This window comes from Streptomyces sp. SGAir0957, from assembly GCF_043523415.1.
Genome location: NZ_CP027293.1, coordinates 4,627,566 through 4,646,005 on the forward strand (window position 1 = coordinate 4,627,566; position 18,440 = coordinate 4,646,005).

Genomic DNA, 18,440 nt, shown 5'->3' on the forward strand with positions numbered 1-18,440 from the left:
GGGGTACTCCCCGCGCGAGCAGATCGTTAAGCAACTGCGGTCGCTGATAAGGAAGTTGACTGAAATCGGTGTGCTGTTGGGCTGACGGAGGTACGTTCCCCGTGTGGGAAACGGCCGGAGCGGTTCGAGCGGTGGCAGCGCGGTCTTCCGCGTCGTCGAGGACCTGCGCGCGCGCATGGCGGGCGGCGACTTCCCGCTCGGCGGTCCGCTGCCGGCCCAGCGCCAGCTGGCGGAGGACTACGACGTCTCGCGCGACACCGTGCAGAAGGCGCTGCTCCAGCTGCGCGACGAAGGCTGGGTCGAGTCCCGCCAGGGGAGCGGTACACGGGTGGTCAAGGCTCAGCAGGTCCAGTCGTACACGGCGAAGGCGGCCAAAGAGGGCCGGGTGACGCTGCGGGAGTTCTTCGACGAGGCGTTCACCCAGGAGGAGGTGGCGCTCGACGTCTTCACTCTGACGTCGGAGTCGCTGGACACCCAGGTGCGGGGGCAGATCGAGCGGATCAGGTCCGGGGAGTCCCGGCCGACCGCGATCAGCGTCCGGATGCTACTGCCTTCGGAGTCCCTGGACCTGCCGTATCCGCGCGCCCTGAAGGACGAGAGCGGGCGGCTGACCGCGCGGCTGCAGAAGAGGCTCCTCGGAATCACGCACCGGCACAGCGGCTCGTTGCAGACCTACCTGCGGCAACTGCAGGCCGAGGGCCTGGTGGAGTCCGCGCGCATCGAGATCCGCCATGTGGATCTCGCCCCCGCCTTCAAGCTGTACCTGCTCAACGGCGCCCAGGCCCTGCACGGACCGTACGAGGTGCTGGAGCGGCCCATCGTCCTCAGCGACAAGGAGACGGTCGAGGCGCTGGACGTCCTCGGCCTGGGCGCGATGCTCACGCACTACCTCAAGGACGCCAACCCCGACTCGCGCGGGTCGGTCTTCATGGCGGCGTGGCAGGCGTGGTTCGACTCCGTCTGGACGCGCCTCGCGTACTGATTCGGTCGCGGGCCGAACGCGGGACCCCGGAAGAGTGTCTTTACGTCGCCCATACGCGGCACCTTCGGTCTCCGGTCGTGGGCCCCGGTGGCCGGGTCTACGCTGTGGCCCTGTTACGGCCGCATGCATGAGTATCCAGGAGTGACCGGTGGGCGCAGATCTCGCCCTGAGGTCCCAGCAGCCCGAAGAGGTCCGTGAGGTAGGGACACGCTGGCTGTGGGACGGCGTCGTCGAGGGCGCGCGACGCCGTGGCGAGGAGCTGAGCGGACACCACAACCGCAACCAGGTGGTGCAGCTCTCCGCCGGCGAGGCGGTGTCGCTGGGCCGCCCGGCCGGCTCCCGGGTCCTGGTCAGACGCCGGAAGAAGGACGTGCCGTCGGTGGTGATCAGGACCTGGCAGGACGAGCGCGCGGTCCTGGACGCGATCGGCGGCACCCTCGGCCACGTACCGCAGTGCCTGGCGCAACGCGGTGACGTCGCCATCCACAGCTACATGGAGGGCACGCCCCTGTCGGGGGTCTGCAGGGACGGGAAGCCGGTCGACTCGCTCCTGATCGACGCCTTCGCCGGGCTGCTCGCGGACATGACCCGCGTGCCCGAGGAGCTTCTGCCGGCCCGGCCCTCCTACTGGCCGCGCGACCGGGACTGCCAGGGTTTTCTGCGTAAATGGGCGCTCGCGGCCGACGAGCAGGTGCGGCAGCCCAATTGGGCTGAGTTCGGTGGTCTGTTCGTGGCCCTGGGCGTACCGGAGAACGCACTTCGGCTGTACGCGCACTGGGCGCCCAAGCTGACCCCGCGTCCGTTCAGCCTCCTCCACGGCGACCTGCACCGGGACAACGTCATCGTCACCTACGACGGCGTGCCCCCGCTCATGTGCGTCGACTGGGAACTGGCGACGTACGGCGATCCGCTGCACGACCTTGCGGTGCACCTGGTGCGCATGCGCTATCCGCAGGAGCAGTGGGCGGAGGTGATCCGGCGCTGGCGGGAGGCGATGCGGCAGGTGCGGCCCGCGGCCGTGGCGGGGCTCGACGAGGACCTGCGGCACTACATCGACCTCGAACACGCGCAGTCCGTGTACCCGGACGTGATCCGGGCGGTCCGCTCGCTCGGCGACACCTTCTCGCAGAGCGATCTGGAAGTGGCGTCCGAGGAGGTCCACCGGGCCCTGAGCGTGGCCCGGCGCCCGCTCCGGCTGCGGCACGTGATGGAGGCGGCCGCCATCGAGCCGCTGCTCTTCCGGTGGCGGGTGGCCAGGGGGTCCCGGCACCGGGGCAGGTTCTTCTCCGCGGCCATCCACTGGCGGCGCGACGAGCGCCTGCCGTTGCGCGCGCCCTTCTCCGACGCGGAGGTCGAGGAGGCGCTCTGGGCCGAGGGCGCGGCGACGGCGCGCCAGGTGTTCAAGGGCACGGCCCACCTGGGCACGGTCGTCGAGGTGGGCGGGTACGCCGCCCCCGTCATGGTGCGCAGGAAGGTGGGCACGGACAGCCCGGTCGAACCGAGGTTCCTCGACGAGCACGCGGTCCTGCGGGCCATCGAGGACTCGGGGGTGGACGTGCGCGTGCCCAAGGTCCTCGCCCTCGGGGTGAGCGACTTCGCCGAACCGTTCACGATCCACACGTACGTGGGCCCGTCCGAGGCGGGCCTGCGCCCGAGGCATCCCGTCAGCGGGCTGCTGTCGGGCGAGGCCCACGACCTCGTCGACCAGCTGCACCGGCTGACCGAGGTGGACGCCTCGTCGCTGGCGCAGCCGATGAACGGGGACGGCTTCTACGTATGGCTCTGCGACCAGCTCGTACGCATGGTCGCGACGCTCTCCCGCACGTCGAAGGACCTGGCCGCCAGGCTCGGCCTGCCGGACGCCGCCGGACTCGCGGAGTGCCTGCGCCGGCACGAGGTGCGCGAGCGCCCGTACGTGCTGCTCCACGGCGACCTGAACCCGTGGAACCTGGTGCGGGACGAACGCAGCTTCGGCCTCACGCTCATCGACTGGGAGATGGCCATGGTCGGCGACCCGCTCTACGACCTCGTGCGCCACATCCACCTCACGCCCACGGCGCGCGAGATCCGGGAGCGGATGTACGCCCGCTGGGCCCGGCGGCTGCCCCCGGCCCACACGGCCGGATGGAACCAGGACGTGCCCGTCTACCAGGGCCTCGAAGTCGTCCGCTCCGCCTACGTGGACCTGGACCGCCTCGTCACGGGATCCGGCCTCGACGCCCCCAACGTCCGGCGCGCCGTCGGCTCGTACACGACGACCCTCCACAAAGCCCTCAAGTGGCTCGGCATGCCCGTGGGTTCCTGGACCGCGGCCAACCCATACCTTGCCCTCGCCCTGCCCCACGCGGACCATGAGGAGGGGGGTACGCCGGGGGCGCCTGCGAGCGACTGAGCGCCGCGTGCCTTCAGCGTGCGGCCACCCGCCTGACCTGGCGCCCCGTACCCTCCTCCCCATGACCACCCCCGCCCCCGGTCTCCGTGAGCGCAAGAAGCAGCGGACCCGGCAGACGCTTTCCGACACCGCTGTCCGGCTCTTTCTGGAGAAGGGGTACGACAAGGTGTCCGTCGCGGAGGTGGCCGCGGCGGCGGAGGTGTCGAAGCCGACGCTGTTCCGGTACTTCCCGGCCAAGGAGGACCTGGTGCTGCACCGGTTCGCCGACCACGAGGACGAGGCGGCCCGGGTCGTGGCGGGGCGGGCCGCGGGGGAGGCGCCGGTCGAGGCGTTGCGGCGGCATTTCCTGGACGGGATCGAACGCCGGGATCCGGTGACGGGGCTCTGCGACCATCCGGCGGTGCTCGCGTACCAGGAGCTGTTGTACGGGACGCCGGCGCTGGTGGCGCGGTTGGCCGGGTACCGGGAGCGGTCGGAGCTGGCGCTGGCGGAGGCGCTGGGCGGCGGGTCGGCCGTCGAGGCGCGGCTGGCCGCCGGGCAGATCGTGGCGGTGCAGCGGATCCTCGCCGAGGAGAACGTGCGGCGGATCAGGAACGGGGAGGCGGCGGACGCGGTCGAGGCGGATGCGGTGCGCGCCGCCGAGGTGGGGTTCCGGCAGTTGGCGGAAGGGCTGCCGGGGCGGTCGGCGGGCCACACCTAGGCATCCGGGGGTAGTGACTCGGTTAAAGATTTAACTCGGTTACGTTTTTTGGGTTACCGTTGACGCATGGATCAGCCCTCCCTCCATGCCGAACGCCGTTTCCACGACACCTGCCGCGCCGCCCTCACCGCCATGGTCGAGGGCGCCGATGAGCAGGTCGTCATCGGGGAGAACGCCTCCGCCTCCGGTGCCGACGCCGAAGTCCTCGGGTATCAGCTGCGCAGTCTCGCCAAGGGGCTGCGGGAGCTGCCGCCGGGACCGTTGTTCTTCGGGCGGCTCGACTTCGGGGCGGACGGGGCGGACGGGGCGGACGGGACACACGCCGGGCAGAGCTACCACGTCGGGCGGCTGCGGATCACCGAGCATCCGGCCGCGCCGCCCCTCGTCGTCGACTGGCGGGCGCCGGTGTCACGGGCGTTCTACCAGGCCGGCGCCCACGATCCGCAAGGTGTGGACGTACGGCGCCGGTTCGGCTGGGCGCCGGGCAGCCAGGGTGACTCCGCCGACCTGACCGGCATGGAGGACGAGCGGCTCGGCGCCGGCGAGGACGGCGGCGCCGGCCGGATCCTCGCCGGGGAGATCGAACGGCCCCGGGTCGGCCCCATGCGGGACATCGCCGCGACCATCCAGCCCGAGCAGGACGACCTGGTACGGGCCGGGCTCGGCACATCGCTGTGCGTGCAAGGCGCGCCCGGCACCGGCAAGACCGCCGTGGGCCTGCACCGGGCCGCATACCTGCTCTATACGTATCCGCAGCGCATCCAGCGTGGCGGCCTCCTGGTCCTCGGGCCCAACCGGACTTTCCTCTCCTACATCTCCGCAGTGCTCCCCGCCCTCGGCGAGAGCGGGGTGCGGCAGTCGACCGTCGAGGAGTTGGTCGAGAGGGACGGGGCGGTCCGCGGGGCGGTCGGACAGGACAGTACGGCCGCCGCTGTCGTCAAGCACGACGTACGGATGGCCGAGGTGCTGCGCCGCGCGCTCTACGCCCGGGTCTCGCCCGACGCCGTCGCCGACGCGCTCACCGTCCCGGACGGGTCCTACCGGTGGCGTGTCCCCCTCGCCGAACTCCGGCGCATCGTGGACGACGTACGTCACGAAGAGCCCCCGTACGCCATGGGGCGCGAGCGCGTCCGCAGCCGAGCCGTGCGGCACGTCCAGGAACAGGCCGAACGACGTGGAGCCACCGCGAGCCGCGCCTGGCTGCAGAAGATCGGGCGGTCCCCGGCCATACGCGCGTACGTGGATGCCGTCTGGCCCCGGGTCCGGCCGGAGGAGGTGGTGTGGCGGCTGCTGTCCGACGCCGGTGAACTGGCCGCCGCCGCGGAGGGCGTGCTGGACGGTGCGGAGTGCGAGGCGCTGGTCCGGGAGCGGCCCTCGCGCTCGTACAAGTCCGCGAAGTGGTCCGCGGCGGATCTCGTGCTGCTCGACGAGGTCGCGGGGCTGATCGAACACCCCGAGGGGTACGGGCACATCGTCGTCGACGAGGCGCAGGATCTGTCGCCGATGCAGGCCCGGGTCGTCGCCCGGCGCGCCGCCTTCGGATCGTTGACCGTGCTGGGCGACCTGGCGCAGGGCACCACGCCCTGGGCGGCGCGGAACTGGGGCGAACTCCTGCGCCACCTCGGCAAACCCGGGGCGGAGGTGGTGGCGTTGACGACCGGGTTCAGGGTCCCCGCCGGGGTCGTCGAGCTGGCGAACCAGGTCCTGGAGCGCATCGACGTCGACGTGCCCGCGGCGCGCTCGCTGCGCCGGGACGGAGAAGTACGGGTCGAACGGGTGGCGGGGGACGTGGCGGCCGGGGTGGTGCGCGCGGTGCGGCGGGCGCTCACGTACGAGGGGTCCATCGGGGTGATCGCCGCGGAGCGGGATGTGGTGTGTATACGGGAGGCGCTGGGCGCGGCGGGGATGGTGACGGCGGGGCCGGAGGAGTTGGGGGCACGGGTCACGGTGCTGGCGGCGGGGGAGGCGAAGGGGCTTGAGTACGACCACGTCGTGGCGGTCGAGCCGGCCGCGGTGGTGGAGGCGGAGGCGCGGGGTCTCGAGCGGTTGTACGTGGTGCTGACCAGGGCGGTCTCGCGGCTGGACGTGGTCCACGGCCGAGCGGTGCCGTTTGCAGGTTGAGGGGTACGGGGGTACGGGGGTACGGGGGTACGGGGTCTGGTGGCCGACTTGCCTCAAGGAGAAGGTCAACAGGGGTACTTGGCGTGGCGTGGAACACTATTGCAAGCAGGCGCTTGCAATAGTTAGCGCGGGTGCGGCACCATCGGGGTATGGCATCGCTCAACGTCGTCGGAAACCTCGGCGAATACCTGCGCGAGCAGCGCCGCAACGCGCAGCTGTCGCTTCGTCAGCTCGCGGAGGCCGCGGGGGTGTCCAACCCGTACCTCAGCCAGATCGAGCGCGGGTTGCGCAAGCCGAGCGCGGAGGTGTTGCAGCAGGTCGCGAAGGCCCTGCGGATCTCCGCCGAGACGCTGTACGTACGCGCCGGCATCCTCGACGCGGAGCGGGAGCGGGACGACGTGGAGACGCGTGCGGTGATCCTCGCCGACCCCTCGCTCAACGAGCGGCAGAAACAAGTGCTGTTGCAGATCTACGACTCGTTCCGGCATGAGAACGGAACGCGTGAGCACGGAGTACGTGAGCACGGAGTACGTGAGCACGGAGTACGTGAGGACCGGACGCCTGACGACGGGGCGTACGAGCACGGCGATGCCTAGCCCTCGACGACGTAAGCAGATGTGATCCGGGAGGACCACGCAATGGCCATCAAGGACGACCTGCGCAAGACCTTCTCCGACCCGACCCCGCTCTACTTCGCCGCGGGTACGGCCGAGTTGGCGTTCCAGCAGGCCAAGAAGGTGCCCGGGCTCGTGGAGCAGTTGCGGGCCGAGGCGCCCGCGCGGTTCGAGGCCGTGCGCAACACCGATCCCAAGGACGTGCAGGACAAGGCCGCCGCCCGGGCCCGTGAGGCGCAGGCGGTCGTCACCTCGAAGTTCTCCGAGTTCGTCGCCACCCTCGACACCGATCTGAAGAAGCTCGGCGAGAACGCCCAGGACCTCGCTCTGCGCGGGGTCGGCCTCGCCGCCGAGGCCGCCGTCAAGGCGCGTGAGACGTACGAGAAGGTCGCCGAGCACGGCGAGGAGACCGTGAAGGCGTGGCGCGGCGAGGCCGCCGAGGAGATCAACGAGATCGCCGTGGCCGTCGAGCCGGACCCGGAGCCCACGACGGGGAGCGCCGCCGCCGAGAAGCCCGCGACCGCGACCGGGACGGAGACCGCGAGCACGGGTACCGGCACGTCCGCGACCACGAAGAAGGCTCCCGCCGCCAAGAAGGCGCCCGCCAAGAAGACGGCGCCCGCGAAGAAGAGCACCGAGTAGCACGACCCGCACCATCACGAGCCGGGCACGGGGCGCGTGCCCGGCTCGTTGTACGGGTACGGTGGCCGCAGGTCACGGGATGGAAATGTCAGACGATTTTGGTGGTGGCGTTGTGCTGATGCAGGGGTTCGCCAATGTGATGTGGCTGCTGAGCCTTGCGCTGATCGTCTTCAGTGGCTTCGCGCTCGTCGACGCCGCCATCCGGCGCGAGGACGCCTACCGGGCGGCCGACAAGAAGACCAAGCCGTTCTGGCTGGTCATCCTCGGGCTCGCGTTCGTCGTGAACCTGCTCTTCCCGATCCTGTCGTTCCTGCCGATCATCGGGCTCATCGCGACCATCGTGTACATGGTGGACGTGCGGCCCGCGGTCCGGCAGATCACCGGCGGCGGGGGCCGCAGGGGTCGCGGCTCCAGCAGCGACGGCCCGTACGGTCCGTACAACGGCGGCCGCTGACTCCGACGTACGTACACCACGGGCGTCCAGGGAGCCCGGAAGCCCCGGGAGCGCTGGTCAGCGGTCCAGGAGCAGGATCGCCACGTCGTCCGTCAGATCGCCGCCGTTGAGATCGCGGACCTCGTTCATGGCCGCTTCCAGAAGCTCCTCGCCGCCCAGGCCGTCCGCCTGCCGCCGCCGGATCAGTTCGAGCATTCCCTCCTGGCCGAGGCGCTGGTTGCCCTCTCCGATCCGGCCCTCGATCAGGCCGTCCGTGTAGAGCATCAGACTCCAGGACGAGCCCAGCTCCACCTGCATCCGCGGCCAGCGCGCCTTCGGCAGCAGGCCGAGCGCCGGGCCGCCGTTCTCGTACGGGAGCAGCGTCGCGGGGCGGCCGGGGCTCGTGACCAGCGGTGACGGGTGGCCGGCCAGGCAGAGGCCGGCGCGGCGGCCGTCGGGGCTGATGTCCACGGTGCACAGGGTCGCGAAGATCTCGTCGCTCTCGCGTTCGTGCTCCAGGACCTGCTGGAGGGTGGAGAGCAGTTCATCGCCGCAGAGTCCGGCGAAGGTCAACGCCCGCCACGCTATGCGGAGTTCGACGCCGAGCGCCGCCTCGTCGGGGCCGTGCCCGCAGACGTCGCCGATCATCGCGTGGACCGTGCCGTCCGGGGTGCGGACCGTGTCGTAGAAGTCGCCGCCGAGCAGCGCGCGGGAGCGGCCGGGCCGGTAGCGGGCGGCGAACCGCAGGGACGAGCCGTCGAGCAGCGGCGTCGGCAGCAGGCCGCGCTCCAGGCGGGCGTTCTCCTGGGCGCGGATGCGGGACTCGGTGAGCTTGCGCTGGGCGATGTCGGCGCGCTTGCGTTCGACGGCGTAGCGGACGGCGCGGCCGAGGAGGCGCGCGTCCAGCTCGTCGCGGAACAGATAGTCCTGGGCGCCGACCCGTACCGCCTCGGCGGCGCGTTCGGCGTCGCCCGCCGTGGTCAGCGCGAGCACGGCGTGGCGCGGCGCGAGGCGCAGGACGTGGCGGAGGGTCTCCAGCTCGTCGGCGTCGGACTCCGCACCCGCCCCGGCCTTCGCGCCGGGTGCGGGCAGGGCGAGGTCGAGCAGGACGCAGTGCACGTCGTGGGTGAGCAACCGCTCGGCCTCGGTGAGGTTGCGGGCGGTACGCACCCGTATGGGCCGGCCCGCGGCGTCCGGCATGTCCGGGATGCTGAACGATCCGGCCGGGTCGTCCTCGATGACGAGAAGCGTCAGGACGGAAGCGGTGGTGCTGGTGGTGCCGATGGTGCCGGTGGTGCCGGTGTTGCCCGTGGTGCTAGTGGCACCGGTGGTGCCGGTCCTGCCGGTCGTCGTCCCCGTCGTCCTCGCCGCGGCGTCGGCCGTCGCGGTGCGGGCGGGCGCGTCCGCGGTACGGCCGGGCGCGTCCGGGGCGCTGCGGGTGGTCGTCTTCGGTAGGGGCGGTTCTGCGGCCTGCGCGGTCGCGCCGGTGGTCGCGCCGGTAATCGCGGTGGTCGCTCCGGTGGTCGCTCTGTTCGACGCAGCGTGAGCCTGACCGCCTTCCACGGCGGGGATCGCTCTCTGCCGCGGTACGGGTACGGGCATCGCTCGGTTTCCTTCCCTCCCCCGAGGGCGCGGTGGGACGAAGGGCCTCGTCCACCAGACGGGGACCTTAGCGGTACCCGGCGCGTCAGCGGAATGCCGGACGGCGAACGGCCAGCGTCATATGCCGCAAGGGGTACCGGGATGGGGCAGGTTACGGAGCTGACCGGTTGGCGGGGGATGACGAACATCACGCCGCGCCGCCGGAACCGTATGTGATCGAGTGCGATCGATCACGTGCCCCAGGTCACCGTCGGCGGGGAAGCGGTGGACGCGCTCAGGCGTCCGGCCGGACGACGCCGAGGATGTCCATCGAACCGGCGCCCGCCACCGTCACGTTCCGCCCCGGGCGGGGGGCGTGGATGATCGCTCCGTCGCCCACGTACATCCCCACGTGGCTGGCGTCGTCGAAGTAGATGACGAGGTCGCCGGGGCGCATGTCCTCGACGTCGATGTGCTGGAGCTGCTTCCACTGCTCCTGCGACGTGCGCGGGATCGGCTTCCCGGCCGCCGCCCACGCCTGCGAGGTCAGCCCCGAGCAGTCGAACGACTTCGGGCCCTCGGCGCCCCACACGTACGGCTTGCCGATCTGGGCGGTCGCGAACTCCACCGCTTCCTTGCCGGCCTTCGTCGCCTTGCCGTTGATGTCCTTCAGGACGCCCGAGGAGAGCCAGGCCGTCTGCGCCTTCTGCGCGGCCTCCGCCTCCAGCTTGGCGAGCCGCTCGCGCTCCTTCTTCTCGAGCTTGCTCTCCAGCGCCTGGGCTTCCTTGATCTGCTTCTCGACCTTCTTCTTCGCGGACGCCTTCTCCTTGCGCCCGCGCTCCAGGTCCTTCCACTTGGCGGAGGCGTCGGCGGCGTACACGGCGAGGTCCTTCTGCGTCTGCTCCATCTGTTCGAGCAGGTTCTTCGTGGCGAGCTGGCCCGAGTGCAGCCGGCCCGCATTGTCGAGGAACTGCTGCGGGTCGCCGGAGAGCAGGAACCGGGCCTCGCGCGGAATCCCGCCGGTGCGGTACTGCTCGCGGGCCGCCGCCGCGGCGGCGGCCTCCAGGCGGTCCAGCTTCTCCTGGCCCGCCGCGATCTTCTGGGCCAGCTTCACGATCTCGACGGACTGCTTGTCGGCTTTCTCCTCCGCCAGGTTGTAGGCGTCGGTGGCGACCGCGGCGTCGTGGTACAGCTTCTCGATCTTCTTGCGGACGGCTTCGAGGTCCTTGGTCTCCACGGTGGCCGACGCGGACGGCGACGACGGCGACGACGACGAGGGCGTGGACGACGAGGGCGCGGACGGGGACGACGACGGGTTCGGGGACGCGGGCGGGGCAGGCGCCGCGAAGGCCGCGCCCGGAGCGGCCAGCACGGTCACGGCGCAGACCACCGCCACGGCCGCCATCGTCATGGTGCTCCGCTTGCTCATCCGCTCCGCCCCCACCGCCACAGCCGGAACAACCGGCCCAACCGACACGACCGACCCACACCTGATTTACCGTCAGTAACTTGTGTGCGCTCCGGGGATCGTGCCACGTGAGCGCCAAATGCGACAGACCCCGCACGGTGTGACGAACGGAATACGGTGATCGTTCCCGGAAACGGGTGAACGTTCGAGGGGTAGCCGGTGAACGGCCCGCTCAGCCGGTGAACGGCCCGCTCTCAGCCGGTGAACAGCCCGCTGAGCCGGTGAACGGTCACCCGGTGAGGGGCCCGCGCGGCGCCAACGCGTCCCACTCGACCGTCAGTTCGCCCTGTCGCCACCGCCCGGGGCCGTCCACCACCGGCCACGCGCCCGACAGGGCCCGCGCCGTACGGATCCAGCGCTGCCGCGCGCCGTACGAGGCGTAGGGCGCGGCCGCCGCCCAGGCCCGGTCGAAGTCGCGGAGGAAGGCGTGCACCGGTTCGCCGGGCACATTGCGGTGGATCAGCGCCTTCGGCAGGCGTTCGGCGAGGTCGGAGGGGGTGTGCAGGGAGCCGAGCCGGGTCGCGAACGTCACCGTGCGCGGGCCCTCGGGGCCCAGGGCCACCCATACGTGCCGCCGCCCGATCTCGTCGCAGGTCCCCTCGACCAGGAGGCCGCCCGGCGCGAGCCGCCCGCACAGCCGTTCCCAGACCCCGGCGACCTGGTCCTCGTCGTACTGGCGGAGCACGTTCGCGGCGCGGATCAGCACGGGGGGCGCGGCGAGAGGCAGCTCGAAGCCGCCGTGCCGGAAGGTGAGCCCCTCGCGCTCGTACGGCTTCGCCGCCGCGACCCGCGCCGGTTCGATCTCGATGCCGACCACGCGCGCGTGGGGCGCCGCCCCGCGCAGACGGGCGAGCAGCTCGACGGCGGTCCAGGGTGCGGCCCCGTAGCCCAGGTCGACGGCGACCGGGTCGTCGGCGCGGCGCAATGCGGCGCCGTGCGTGGCGGCGATCCAGCGGTCCATGCGGCGCAGACGGTTGGGGTTGGTGGTTCCCCGCGTCACCGTTCCCACGGGACGGGAAGGGGTACGCGGGTTCATGGCTACGAGGGTATGCGGTGCGGGCGGAGGGAATTTGGTTGAGACCCGAACGGTAATGATTCGGCAAACTGGAAATGGAGTCGGCTCCTCCGGCGTTGCCGCTCTTGGAAGAGGGCTCCTGCCCTCTCCCAGCCGTGCCCGCGCCACCGTTCGTGTCGCTCTGTCAGCAGTACCGAATCGGCAGCAACACCGAATCGGCAGCCCCACCGACTCGTCAGCCCCACCGACTCGTCAGCCCCACCGAGGAGGGCCCGCCACGTGAGCCAGTACGTGACCAGGTTCCGCCGTTCCGGTTCCGGGGCGCCCGCGGCCCGGCTGAGGTTTCCCGGCGGCTCCCGGCGCCCCCGCCGGATCGCCATGCTCAGCGTGCACACCTCGCCGCTGCACCAGCCCGGCACGGGCGACGCGGGCGGCATGAACGTCTACATCGTGGAGCTGGCCAAGCGCCTCGCCGCGATCAACATCGACGTCGAGATCTTCACCCGGGCCACCACCGGCGGCCTGCCCCCCGAGGTCGAGCTGGCCCCCGGCGTCCTGGTCCGCCACGTGGACGCGGGCCCCTACGAGGGCCTCGCCAAGGAGGAGCTGCCCGCCCAGCTCTGCGCCTTCACGCACGGCGTCATGCAGGCGTGGGCCGGCCACCGCCCCGGCTACTACGACCTCGTCCACTCGCACTACTGGCTCTCGGGACACGTCGGCTGGCTGGCCGCCGAGCGCTGGGGCGTCCCGCTCGTGCACGCCATGCACACCATGGCCAAGGTCAAGAACGCGGCGCTCGCCGAGGGCGACACCCCCGAGCCCCCGGCCCGCGTCATCGGCGAGACCCAGATCGTGCGCGCCGCCGACCGCCTCGTCGCGAACACCTCCGAGGAGGCCGACGAGCTGGTCAGGCACTACGACGCCGAACCCGGCAAGGTCGCCGTCGTCCACCCCGGCGTGAACCTCGACCGCTTCCGCCCCGCCGACGGCCGCGCCGCCGCCCGCGCCCGCCTCGGCCTGCCGCAGGACGCGCTCGTGCCGCTGTTCGCGGGCCGCATCCAGCCCCTCAAGGCGCCCGACATCCTGCTCAAGGCCATCGCCGTCCTCCTCGACGAGCGGCCCGAGCTGCGCGCGCGGATCGTCGTCCCGGTCGTCGGCGGCCCCAGCGGCAGCGGCCTCGCCAAACCCGCCGCCCTGCAGAAGCTCGCCGCCCGGCTCGGCATCGCCGACGTCGTCCGCTTCCACCCGCCGGTCGGCCAGGACCAGCTCGCGGACTGGTTCCGGGCCGCGTCCGTCCTCGTCATGCCCTCCTACAACGAGTCGTTCGGGCTCGTCGCCATAGAGGCACAGGCCGCCGGGACGCCCGTACTCGCCGCGTCCGTGGGCGGTCTGCCCGTCGCCGTACGGCACGAGGAGACGGGCTTCCTTGTCGACGGCCACGACCCTGCCCACTACGCGCGCGTGCTCCGCGAATTCGCCGACCACCCCCACCTCGTCGACACGATGGGCGCCGCGGCGGCCCGGCACGCGCAGGCCTTCGGCTGGGACACGTCGGCTTCGCAGACCGCCGACGTCTACACGGCCGCCATGCAGGAACACCGCCGTCACGTACCCTCGCACCATGGCTGATCACCCCACCGCCGCGGCGACCGTCGAGTCCGTGCTCAAGGACGCCGAGCTGGAGTGGGAGAGCCCCGAACCGGGCGCGTACGTGGTCAAGCTGCCCGGCACGCGCAAGCTCTCCACCACGCTGTCGCTGCGTGTGGGACGGCACAGCCTGAGCCTGAACGCGTTCGTGATCCGCCACCCCGACGAGAACGAGGCGGGGGTCCACCGCTGGCTCCTCGAACGCAATCTCCGCCTCTACGGCGTCGGTTACGCGGTCGACCAGCTCGGCGACATCTACCTCACCGGCAAGCTGCCCCTGGCCGCCGTCACCCCCACCGAGCTCGACCGGCTGCTCGGCTCGGTCCTGGAAGCGGCGGACGGCGCGTTCAACACCCTCCTCGAACTCGGCTTCGCGAGCGCGATCCGCAGGGAGTACGAGTGGCGGGTGTCGCGCGGGGAGTCGACGCGCAACCTGGACGCGTTCACGCATCTGATCGAGCGCCCGTCCGAATAGCTTTGTGCTGCCTGGGGTCGGGATTCACGGGGGTTCACCGGGTTCACGGGGGTTCACGGGGTTCAGCCGAGCGCGACCATCCGTACGACGGTCACGGTGAGAACGGTCCCCGACACGTAGTACAGGACGATCGCCCCGCCGATCGTGGCCTCACGGCGGTCCCGCTCACCGGCGACCGAGCTGGACCCGTGCCCGTACGGATCATGTGCGAGCGTGCGCCCCATCTCGGCGCGGAACGCGTCCCCGTTCGCCATCTTGGCCAGGGTGTCGTCCGCGGGCGGCGCGTACGCGATACGGCAGGCGCTGCGCCTGCGACGACGGCTCAAGCCGGGCCCCGCCTCTCCGCCTCGTCCCGGGCGAGCCGGGCGAGAATGGCGTCGGCCTCGGGGTCGGGCACGGCCTCCAGCATCCAGTGGCGCATGACGGCGTGGATCTCGTCGACCCCCGCCTCGTTGATGGCGCGGTCGAACTCCGTACGGCGCTTCAGCGGGAGCGCGGCGCGGATCGCGGGGATGCTGTTGGGCACGTCGACCTCGACACCGGCGACGAGGGTTCGGGGCGGGTCTTCCGCCCCCCTGCCCGTGTTGGTGCCCGTACCCGTACCCGTACCCGCATCTGTGCCCGTACCCGTGCCTGTGCCGGTGCTGTCGGTCCTGGCGACTTCGGACATGTACGGTTCCGTACCCGTCGGGGGGCCGGGTCAAGCGGGGACGTCGGTGACGGCGGCGGTGTCCGGTGTGCCGGGGGTCGTGTCCGGGGTGTTCCGGGCGGTGTCAGGTGTGCTCCCGGCCGTGTCCTGGGTGTTCCCGGCGGCGACCCGGTTCTCGTGGAGACCGCGCATCAGCACCCAGTACCCGGCCGAGGTGACGGTCCCGAGCACCGCGCACCCGGCCCACAGCCAGCCCGCGCCCGCCGAGTCGAGGACCCAGCCGCCGGCGAGCGGGGCGACGAGCGCCGCGGCGGACCACGAGGTCGTGTAGACGCCCTGGTAGCGGCCGCGTCCCTCGGCGGGGGAGAGGCGGGCGACGAGCCCGGACTGCGTAGGCGCGTTGACCATCTCGCCGAGCGTCCACACGGCGACGGTCAGTGCGTACGTGAAGAGGGACCCGGCGAAGGCGGTGAGGGCGAAGCCGTAGCCGATGAGGAGGGAGGAAACGGTCAACAGCCGCCCGGGATCGCGGCGTTCGATGAACCGGGTGAGCGGGATCTGGAGCGCGACGATGATGACACCGTTGACGGCGGCGACGAGCCCGACGTCCGCACTGGAGAGCCCCTCCTGCCCCATGACGATGGGCAGCCCCACCGAGCTCTGCGTGAAGACGACGGCGACCAGGAACGACAGCCCGACCATGAGCATGAACCGCCGGTCGCGCAGAACGGTCCCCATCGTGACGGGCTCCGACGGCGCGGTGCCGGGGACCGGCGCGGTGCGCTCGGGCCGCGACTCCTTCACCTTCACGAAGACGACCACGGCGCAGGCGAGCGTCATCGCGGCCTCGACGAGGAAGCCGAGGGTGTAGCTCTGGGCGACGAGGAAGCCCGCGTACACGGACGAGACGGCGAACCCGAGGTTGATGGCCCAGTAGTTCAGCGAGAAGGCGCGCACCCGGTCCTCGGGGCGCACGATGTCGGCCATCATCGCCTGGATCGCGGGCCGCGAGGCGTTCGAGGCGAGCCCGAGCGCGAAGCCCGTCGCGGCGATGGCGACCGGGTCGCGCACGAAGGCGAGGACGGCGACGGTCGCGGCCGTCGCCAGCTGCGCGCCGAGCAGCGTGGGCCGCCGCCCGAGCCGGTCGGCGAGGACCCCGCCGAGGATCGACGCGATGACGCCGCCGAGTCCGATCAGCGAGGCGACGAGCCCGGCGTACGCGGCGGAGAACCCGCGCTGAGCGGTGAGGTAGAGCGCGAGGAACGTCAGAACGAACCCGCCGAGCCGGTTCACGAGGGTGCTGGTCCACAGCCACCAGAAGGCGCGGGGGAGCCCGGCGACGGATTGCGTGGCGGCACGTCTGAGCGCGGTGACTGACATGGGTGCGTCCCCCGGGGCGAAATGGCGTAGATGTAAGCGGTGCGGCAGCAGCCCACAACTTACGGCCGGGGTGTCGCGAGGGGCCACTCAATTGACGGGGATGGTCAATCGGCACGGCCCGACCCGGCCGATTAGTCTTGGCCCCATGGCCGACGCACCGTACAAGCTGATCCTCCTCCGCCACGGCGAGAGCGAATGGAACGCGAAGAACCTGTTCACCGGCTGGGTGGACGTCAATCTGAACGAGAAGGGCGAGAAGGAGGCGGTCCGCGGCGGTGAGCTGCTCAAGGACGCCGGCCTGCTCCCCGACGTGGTCCACACCTCGCTCCAGAAGCGCGCGATCCGCACCGCGCAGCTCGCCCTCGAGGCCGCCGACCGCCACTGGATCCCCGTCCACCGCTCGTGGCGCCTGAACGAGCGCCACTACGGCGCCCTCCAGGGCAAGGACAAGGCGCAGACCCTCGCGGAGTTCGGCGAGGAGCAGTTCATGCTCTGGCGCCGCTCCTACGACACGCCCCCGCCGCCGCTCGACATCGACGCGGAGTACTCCCAGTTCTCCGACCCGCGCTACGCGACGCTCCCGCCCGAGCTGCGCCCCCGCACGGAGTGCCTCAAGGACGTCGTCGTCCGCATGCTCCCCTACTGGTTCGACGGCATCGTCCCCGACCTCCTGACGGGCCGCACGGTCCTGGTCGCGGCCCACGGCAACTCGCTGCGCGCCCTGGTCAAGCACCTGGACGGCATCTCCGACACCGACATTGCGGGCCTCAACATCCCGACGGGCATCCCGCTCTCCTACGAACTCGACGCGGAGTTCAAGCCCCTGAACCCGGGCGGCACCTACCTGGACCCGGACGCGGCAGCGGCCGCGATCGAGGCGGTCAAGAACCAGGGCAAGAAGAAGTAGCCCGCACCATCAAGAGCACGCCCTCAGCAGCGCAGGCAGCGCGGCTGGGGGCGTGGCTGCGTTCTGCCGCGTGCCGCCCGTCATAAGGGCCCCGTTGGACTGGTTGCGGGTGGCTATGGCGAGGAGGGATGAGGGCTTGTCCTCAGCGGGCGTAGCAGCCGAAGTCCTCTTCGTTCCGGGCCTCGTACGCGCTGCGGGGCTCCGCTTTGCTTTCGTCGAACACGACCTGATCGGGGCGCAGTTGTTCCGGGCGGAAGGTCAGGGTGCCTTCGACGAGGTCGTTCTGGGTCGTGTTCGCGCGCAGGGCGTATGTCGTCGCAGGGCGCAGGGTTGTTCGCAGAGGGACGCGGGTCCGGTAGCCGGGCGGGGTGCTGCCCAGGCGTACGTGGTGCTGGCGGGCGCCGCTGGTGGGGGCCACCGCGGACCAGAGCACTTTGCCCAGGGCTGGGTCGGCGTCGTCGTCCCATGCGTACAGGGTGACGTCGAGAAGGTAGTCCGGCTCGGCGCCAGGGCAGTCGCGCAGGCCGATCAACGGCGCGCCCTCCCCGTTCGCCGCGACGTACAGCGGATCGAAGCGCGGGCCGCACCCGCTCAACAGGAGCGCCAATACGACGGTTCCGGTCGCGGCCGCCGCTGCTCTTCTGAGTCTCACGTCGCGGAGTGTATGGAGCGGACGCTCATGTCACGTGACGTTTCGCGCGATCTCGCGGGCGCAGTCGAGCGCCTCGGTGTGGGTCGTGTCGACCACCACGTCGTACGTCACTCCCTTGTGCACCAGATCCGCCTGTCGTGCCGCCATGCCGGTGATGCGATTGCCCCGGGCCACCTCTCGGGCCGCCGCCGCCTCCGCGTCGCAGCGGACGCCCACCCAGAGCACATCCAGGTCGTGCAAGGCCTCCTGCCAGCGGGCCTGCGACTTCGCGCCGCCCAGGAAGATCTCGTCCACCACGATCCTCGCGCCGGCCGACGCCATCGCCGCCACGCCCGCGATCCACGCCCGTTCCAGCTCGCGGAAGGCCGGGCCGACCGTCACCGAGCCGTCCGGGGAGAAGTCGATGCCCGCTCCCGACCCGGGCATCGCTTCGATCAACGTGTCCGTGCCCAGGGTCAGCCAGGGGGCCGGGAGTACGGACTGGAGGCAGCGGGCGATGCCTGATTTGCCGGAGCTGGAGCCGCCGTTGAGGACGATCACGTCAGTCACCGTCGCACCGTAGATCCGGTGGTGGGGCGGCCGCCAACTCATTTCCGCTGCACCGCCGCGCGCGCATGCGCCGTTGATGCGCCCGCCCCCGCGGGCATGCAATGGGAGCAGAACCGTTGAGCACCAGATCCGTAGAGCACCCGCACTGAGGAGGGAAGCCCATGGCTGCCGAGTCCCCCAGGCCCGACCGGACACCCGACGCAACCGCCGCCACCCCAGCCCCCCGCCCCGCA

General features: G+C 71.5%; 19 protein-coding genes. 11 read left to right on the plus strand and 8 right to left on the minus strand.

From position 1 onward, the window contains the following. Positions 1–103 precede the first annotated feature (103 nt). The 7 genes from C1N81_RS25595 (at position 104) to C1N81_RS25625 (ending at position 7,905) form a co-directional block, all read left to right on the plus strand. Positions 104–982 carry a GntR family transcriptional regulator gene (locus C1N81_RS25595; RefSeq protein ID WP_394432866.1) on the plus strand — a complete coding sequence of 293 codons (879 nt, stop codon included), beginning with the start codon at positions 104–106 and terminating at the stop codon, positions 980–982. A 148-nt stretch (positions 983–1,130) separates the two neighbouring features. Then, entirely contained in the window at positions 1,131–3,374 is a 2,244-nt protein-coding gene (locus tag C1N81_RS25600; RefSeq protein ID WP_394432868.1) for a phosphotransferase, read from the plus strand. A 61-nt stretch (positions 3,375–3,435) separates the two neighbouring features. Continuing rightward, positions 3,436–4,074, plus strand: a complete 639-nt coding sequence (locus C1N81_RS25605) for a TetR/AcrR family transcriptional regulator (protein WP_394432870.1) — start codon at positions 3,436–3,438, stop codon at positions 4,072–4,074. 66 nt (positions 4,075–4,140) lie between these two features. Next, positions 4,141–6,195, plus strand: a complete 2,055-nt coding sequence (locus C1N81_RS25610) for a HelD family protein (protein ID WP_394432872.1) — start codon at positions 4,141–4,143, stop codon at positions 6,193–6,195. Positions 6,196–6,344: 149 nt separating this feature from the next. Beyond that, a complete protein-coding gene (locus C1N81_RS25615) occupies positions 6,345–6,791 on the plus strand; it encodes a helix-turn-helix domain-containing protein (RefSeq protein ID WP_394432874.1) in 447 nt (148 codons plus the stop codon). A gap of 42 nt (positions 6,792–6,833) precedes the next feature. Beyond that, a complete protein-coding gene (locus C1N81_RS25620; RefSeq protein ID WP_394432876.1) occupies positions 6,834–7,451 on the plus strand; it encodes a hypothetical protein in 618 nt (205 codons plus the stop codon). A gap of 118 nt (positions 7,452–7,569) precedes the next feature. Then, complete coding sequence (locus C1N81_RS25625) at positions 7,570–7,905, plus strand: DUF2516 family protein (protein WP_394438213.1); 336 nt, start codon at positions 7,570–7,572, stop codon at positions 7,903–7,905. Between the two features lie 57 nt (positions 7,906–7,962). On the opposite strand, the gene C1N81_RS25630 is transcribed toward C1N81_RS25625, so the two are convergent. Further along, positions 7,963–9,486 (minus strand): PP2C family protein-serine/threonine phosphatase, encoded by a 1,524-nt coding sequence (locus C1N81_RS25630; RefSeq protein WP_394432878.1) that lies wholly within the window; start codon positions 9,484–9,486, stop codon positions 7,963–7,965. A 274-nt stretch (positions 9,487–9,760) separates the two neighbouring features. Then, the gene (locus C1N81_RS25635; protein ID WP_394432880.1) at positions 9,761–10,702 is read right to left on the minus strand and encodes a C40 family peptidase; all 942 of its coding nucleotides are present in this window, start codon (positions 10,700–10,702) and stop codon (positions 9,761–9,763) included. Between the two features lies 1 nt (position 10,703). Here C1N81_RS25635 and C1N81_RS25640 point away from each other — a divergent pair, with 1 nt between their 5' ends. Further along, the gene (locus C1N81_RS25640; RefSeq protein WP_394432882.1) at positions 10,704–10,973 is read left to right on the plus strand and encodes a hypothetical protein; all 270 of its coding nucleotides are present in this window, start codon (positions 10,704–10,706) and stop codon (positions 10,971–10,973) included. A 189-nt stretch (positions 10,974–11,162) separates the two neighbouring features. Here the strand turns inward: C1N81_RS25640 and C1N81_RS25645 are convergent, their stop codons facing one another. After that, the gene (locus tag C1N81_RS25645) at positions 11,163–11,969 is read right to left on the minus strand and encodes a class I SAM-dependent methyltransferase (protein ID WP_394432884.1); all 807 of its coding nucleotides are present in this window, start codon (positions 11,967–11,969) and stop codon (positions 11,163–11,165) included. Between the two features lie 258 nt (positions 11,970–12,227). Between C1N81_RS25645 and mshA the strand changes: the two genes are divergently transcribed. Then, positions 12,228–13,577, plus strand: coding sequence for a D-inositol-3-phosphate glycosyltransferase (gene mshA / locus C1N81_RS25650; protein WP_394432886.1), 1,350 nt, complete (start codon positions 12,228–12,230; stop codon positions 13,575–13,577). Then, the gene (locus C1N81_RS25655; protein ID WP_394432888.1) at positions 13,570–14,070 is read left to right on the plus strand and encodes a type III secretion system chaperone family protein; all 501 of its coding nucleotides are present in this window, start codon (positions 13,570–13,572) and stop codon (positions 14,068–14,070) included. The genes mshA and C1N81_RS25655 overlap by 8 nt, the downstream gene beginning before the upstream one ends. Positions 14,071–14,132: 62 nt before the next feature. On the opposite strand, the gene C1N81_RS25660 is transcribed toward C1N81_RS25655, so the two are convergent. From C1N81_RS25660 to C1N81_RS25670, 3 genes are all read right to left on the minus strand, one after another. Continuing rightward, the gene (locus tag C1N81_RS25660) at positions 14,133–14,324 is read right to left on the minus strand and encodes a hypothetical protein (protein ID WP_394438215.1); all 192 of its coding nucleotides are present in this window, start codon (positions 14,322–14,324) and stop codon (positions 14,133–14,135) included. Between the two features lie 68 nt (positions 14,325–14,392). Further along, positions 14,393–14,596 carry a hypothetical protein gene (locus tag C1N81_RS25665; protein WP_394438217.1) on the minus strand — a complete coding sequence of 68 codons (204 nt, stop codon included), beginning with the start codon at positions 14,594–14,596 and terminating at the stop codon, positions 14,393–14,395. 174 nt (positions 14,597–14,770) lie between these two features. Beyond that, positions 14,771–16,099: an MDR family MFS transporter gene (locus tag C1N81_RS25670; RefSeq protein WP_394432890.1), complete on the minus strand. Its 1,329-nt coding sequence runs from the start codon at positions 16,097–16,099 to the stop codon at positions 14,771–14,773. Positions 16,100–16,244: 145 nt separating this feature from the next. Here C1N81_RS25670 and C1N81_RS25675 point away from each other — a divergent pair, with 145 nt between their 5' ends. After that, positions 16,245–17,006 carry a phosphoglyceromutase gene (locus tag C1N81_RS25675; protein ID WP_394432892.1) on the plus strand — a complete coding sequence of 254 codons (762 nt, stop codon included), beginning with the start codon at positions 16,245–16,247 and terminating at the stop codon, positions 17,004–17,006. 142 nt (positions 17,007–17,148) lie between these two features. Here C1N81_RS25675 and C1N81_RS25680 read toward each other — a convergent pair whose 3' ends face one another. After that, entirely contained in the window at positions 17,149–17,658 is a 510-nt protein-coding gene (locus C1N81_RS25680; protein WP_394432894.1) for a hypothetical protein, read from the minus strand. 30 nt (positions 17,659–17,688) lie between these two features. Further along, positions 17,689–18,198, minus strand: coding sequence for a chloramphenicol phosphotransferase CPT (cpt, locus tag C1N81_RS25685; RefSeq protein ID WP_394438219.1), 510 nt, complete (start codon positions 18,196–18,198; stop codon positions 17,689–17,691). Between the last annotated feature and the right edge of the window lie 242 nt (positions 18,199–18,440).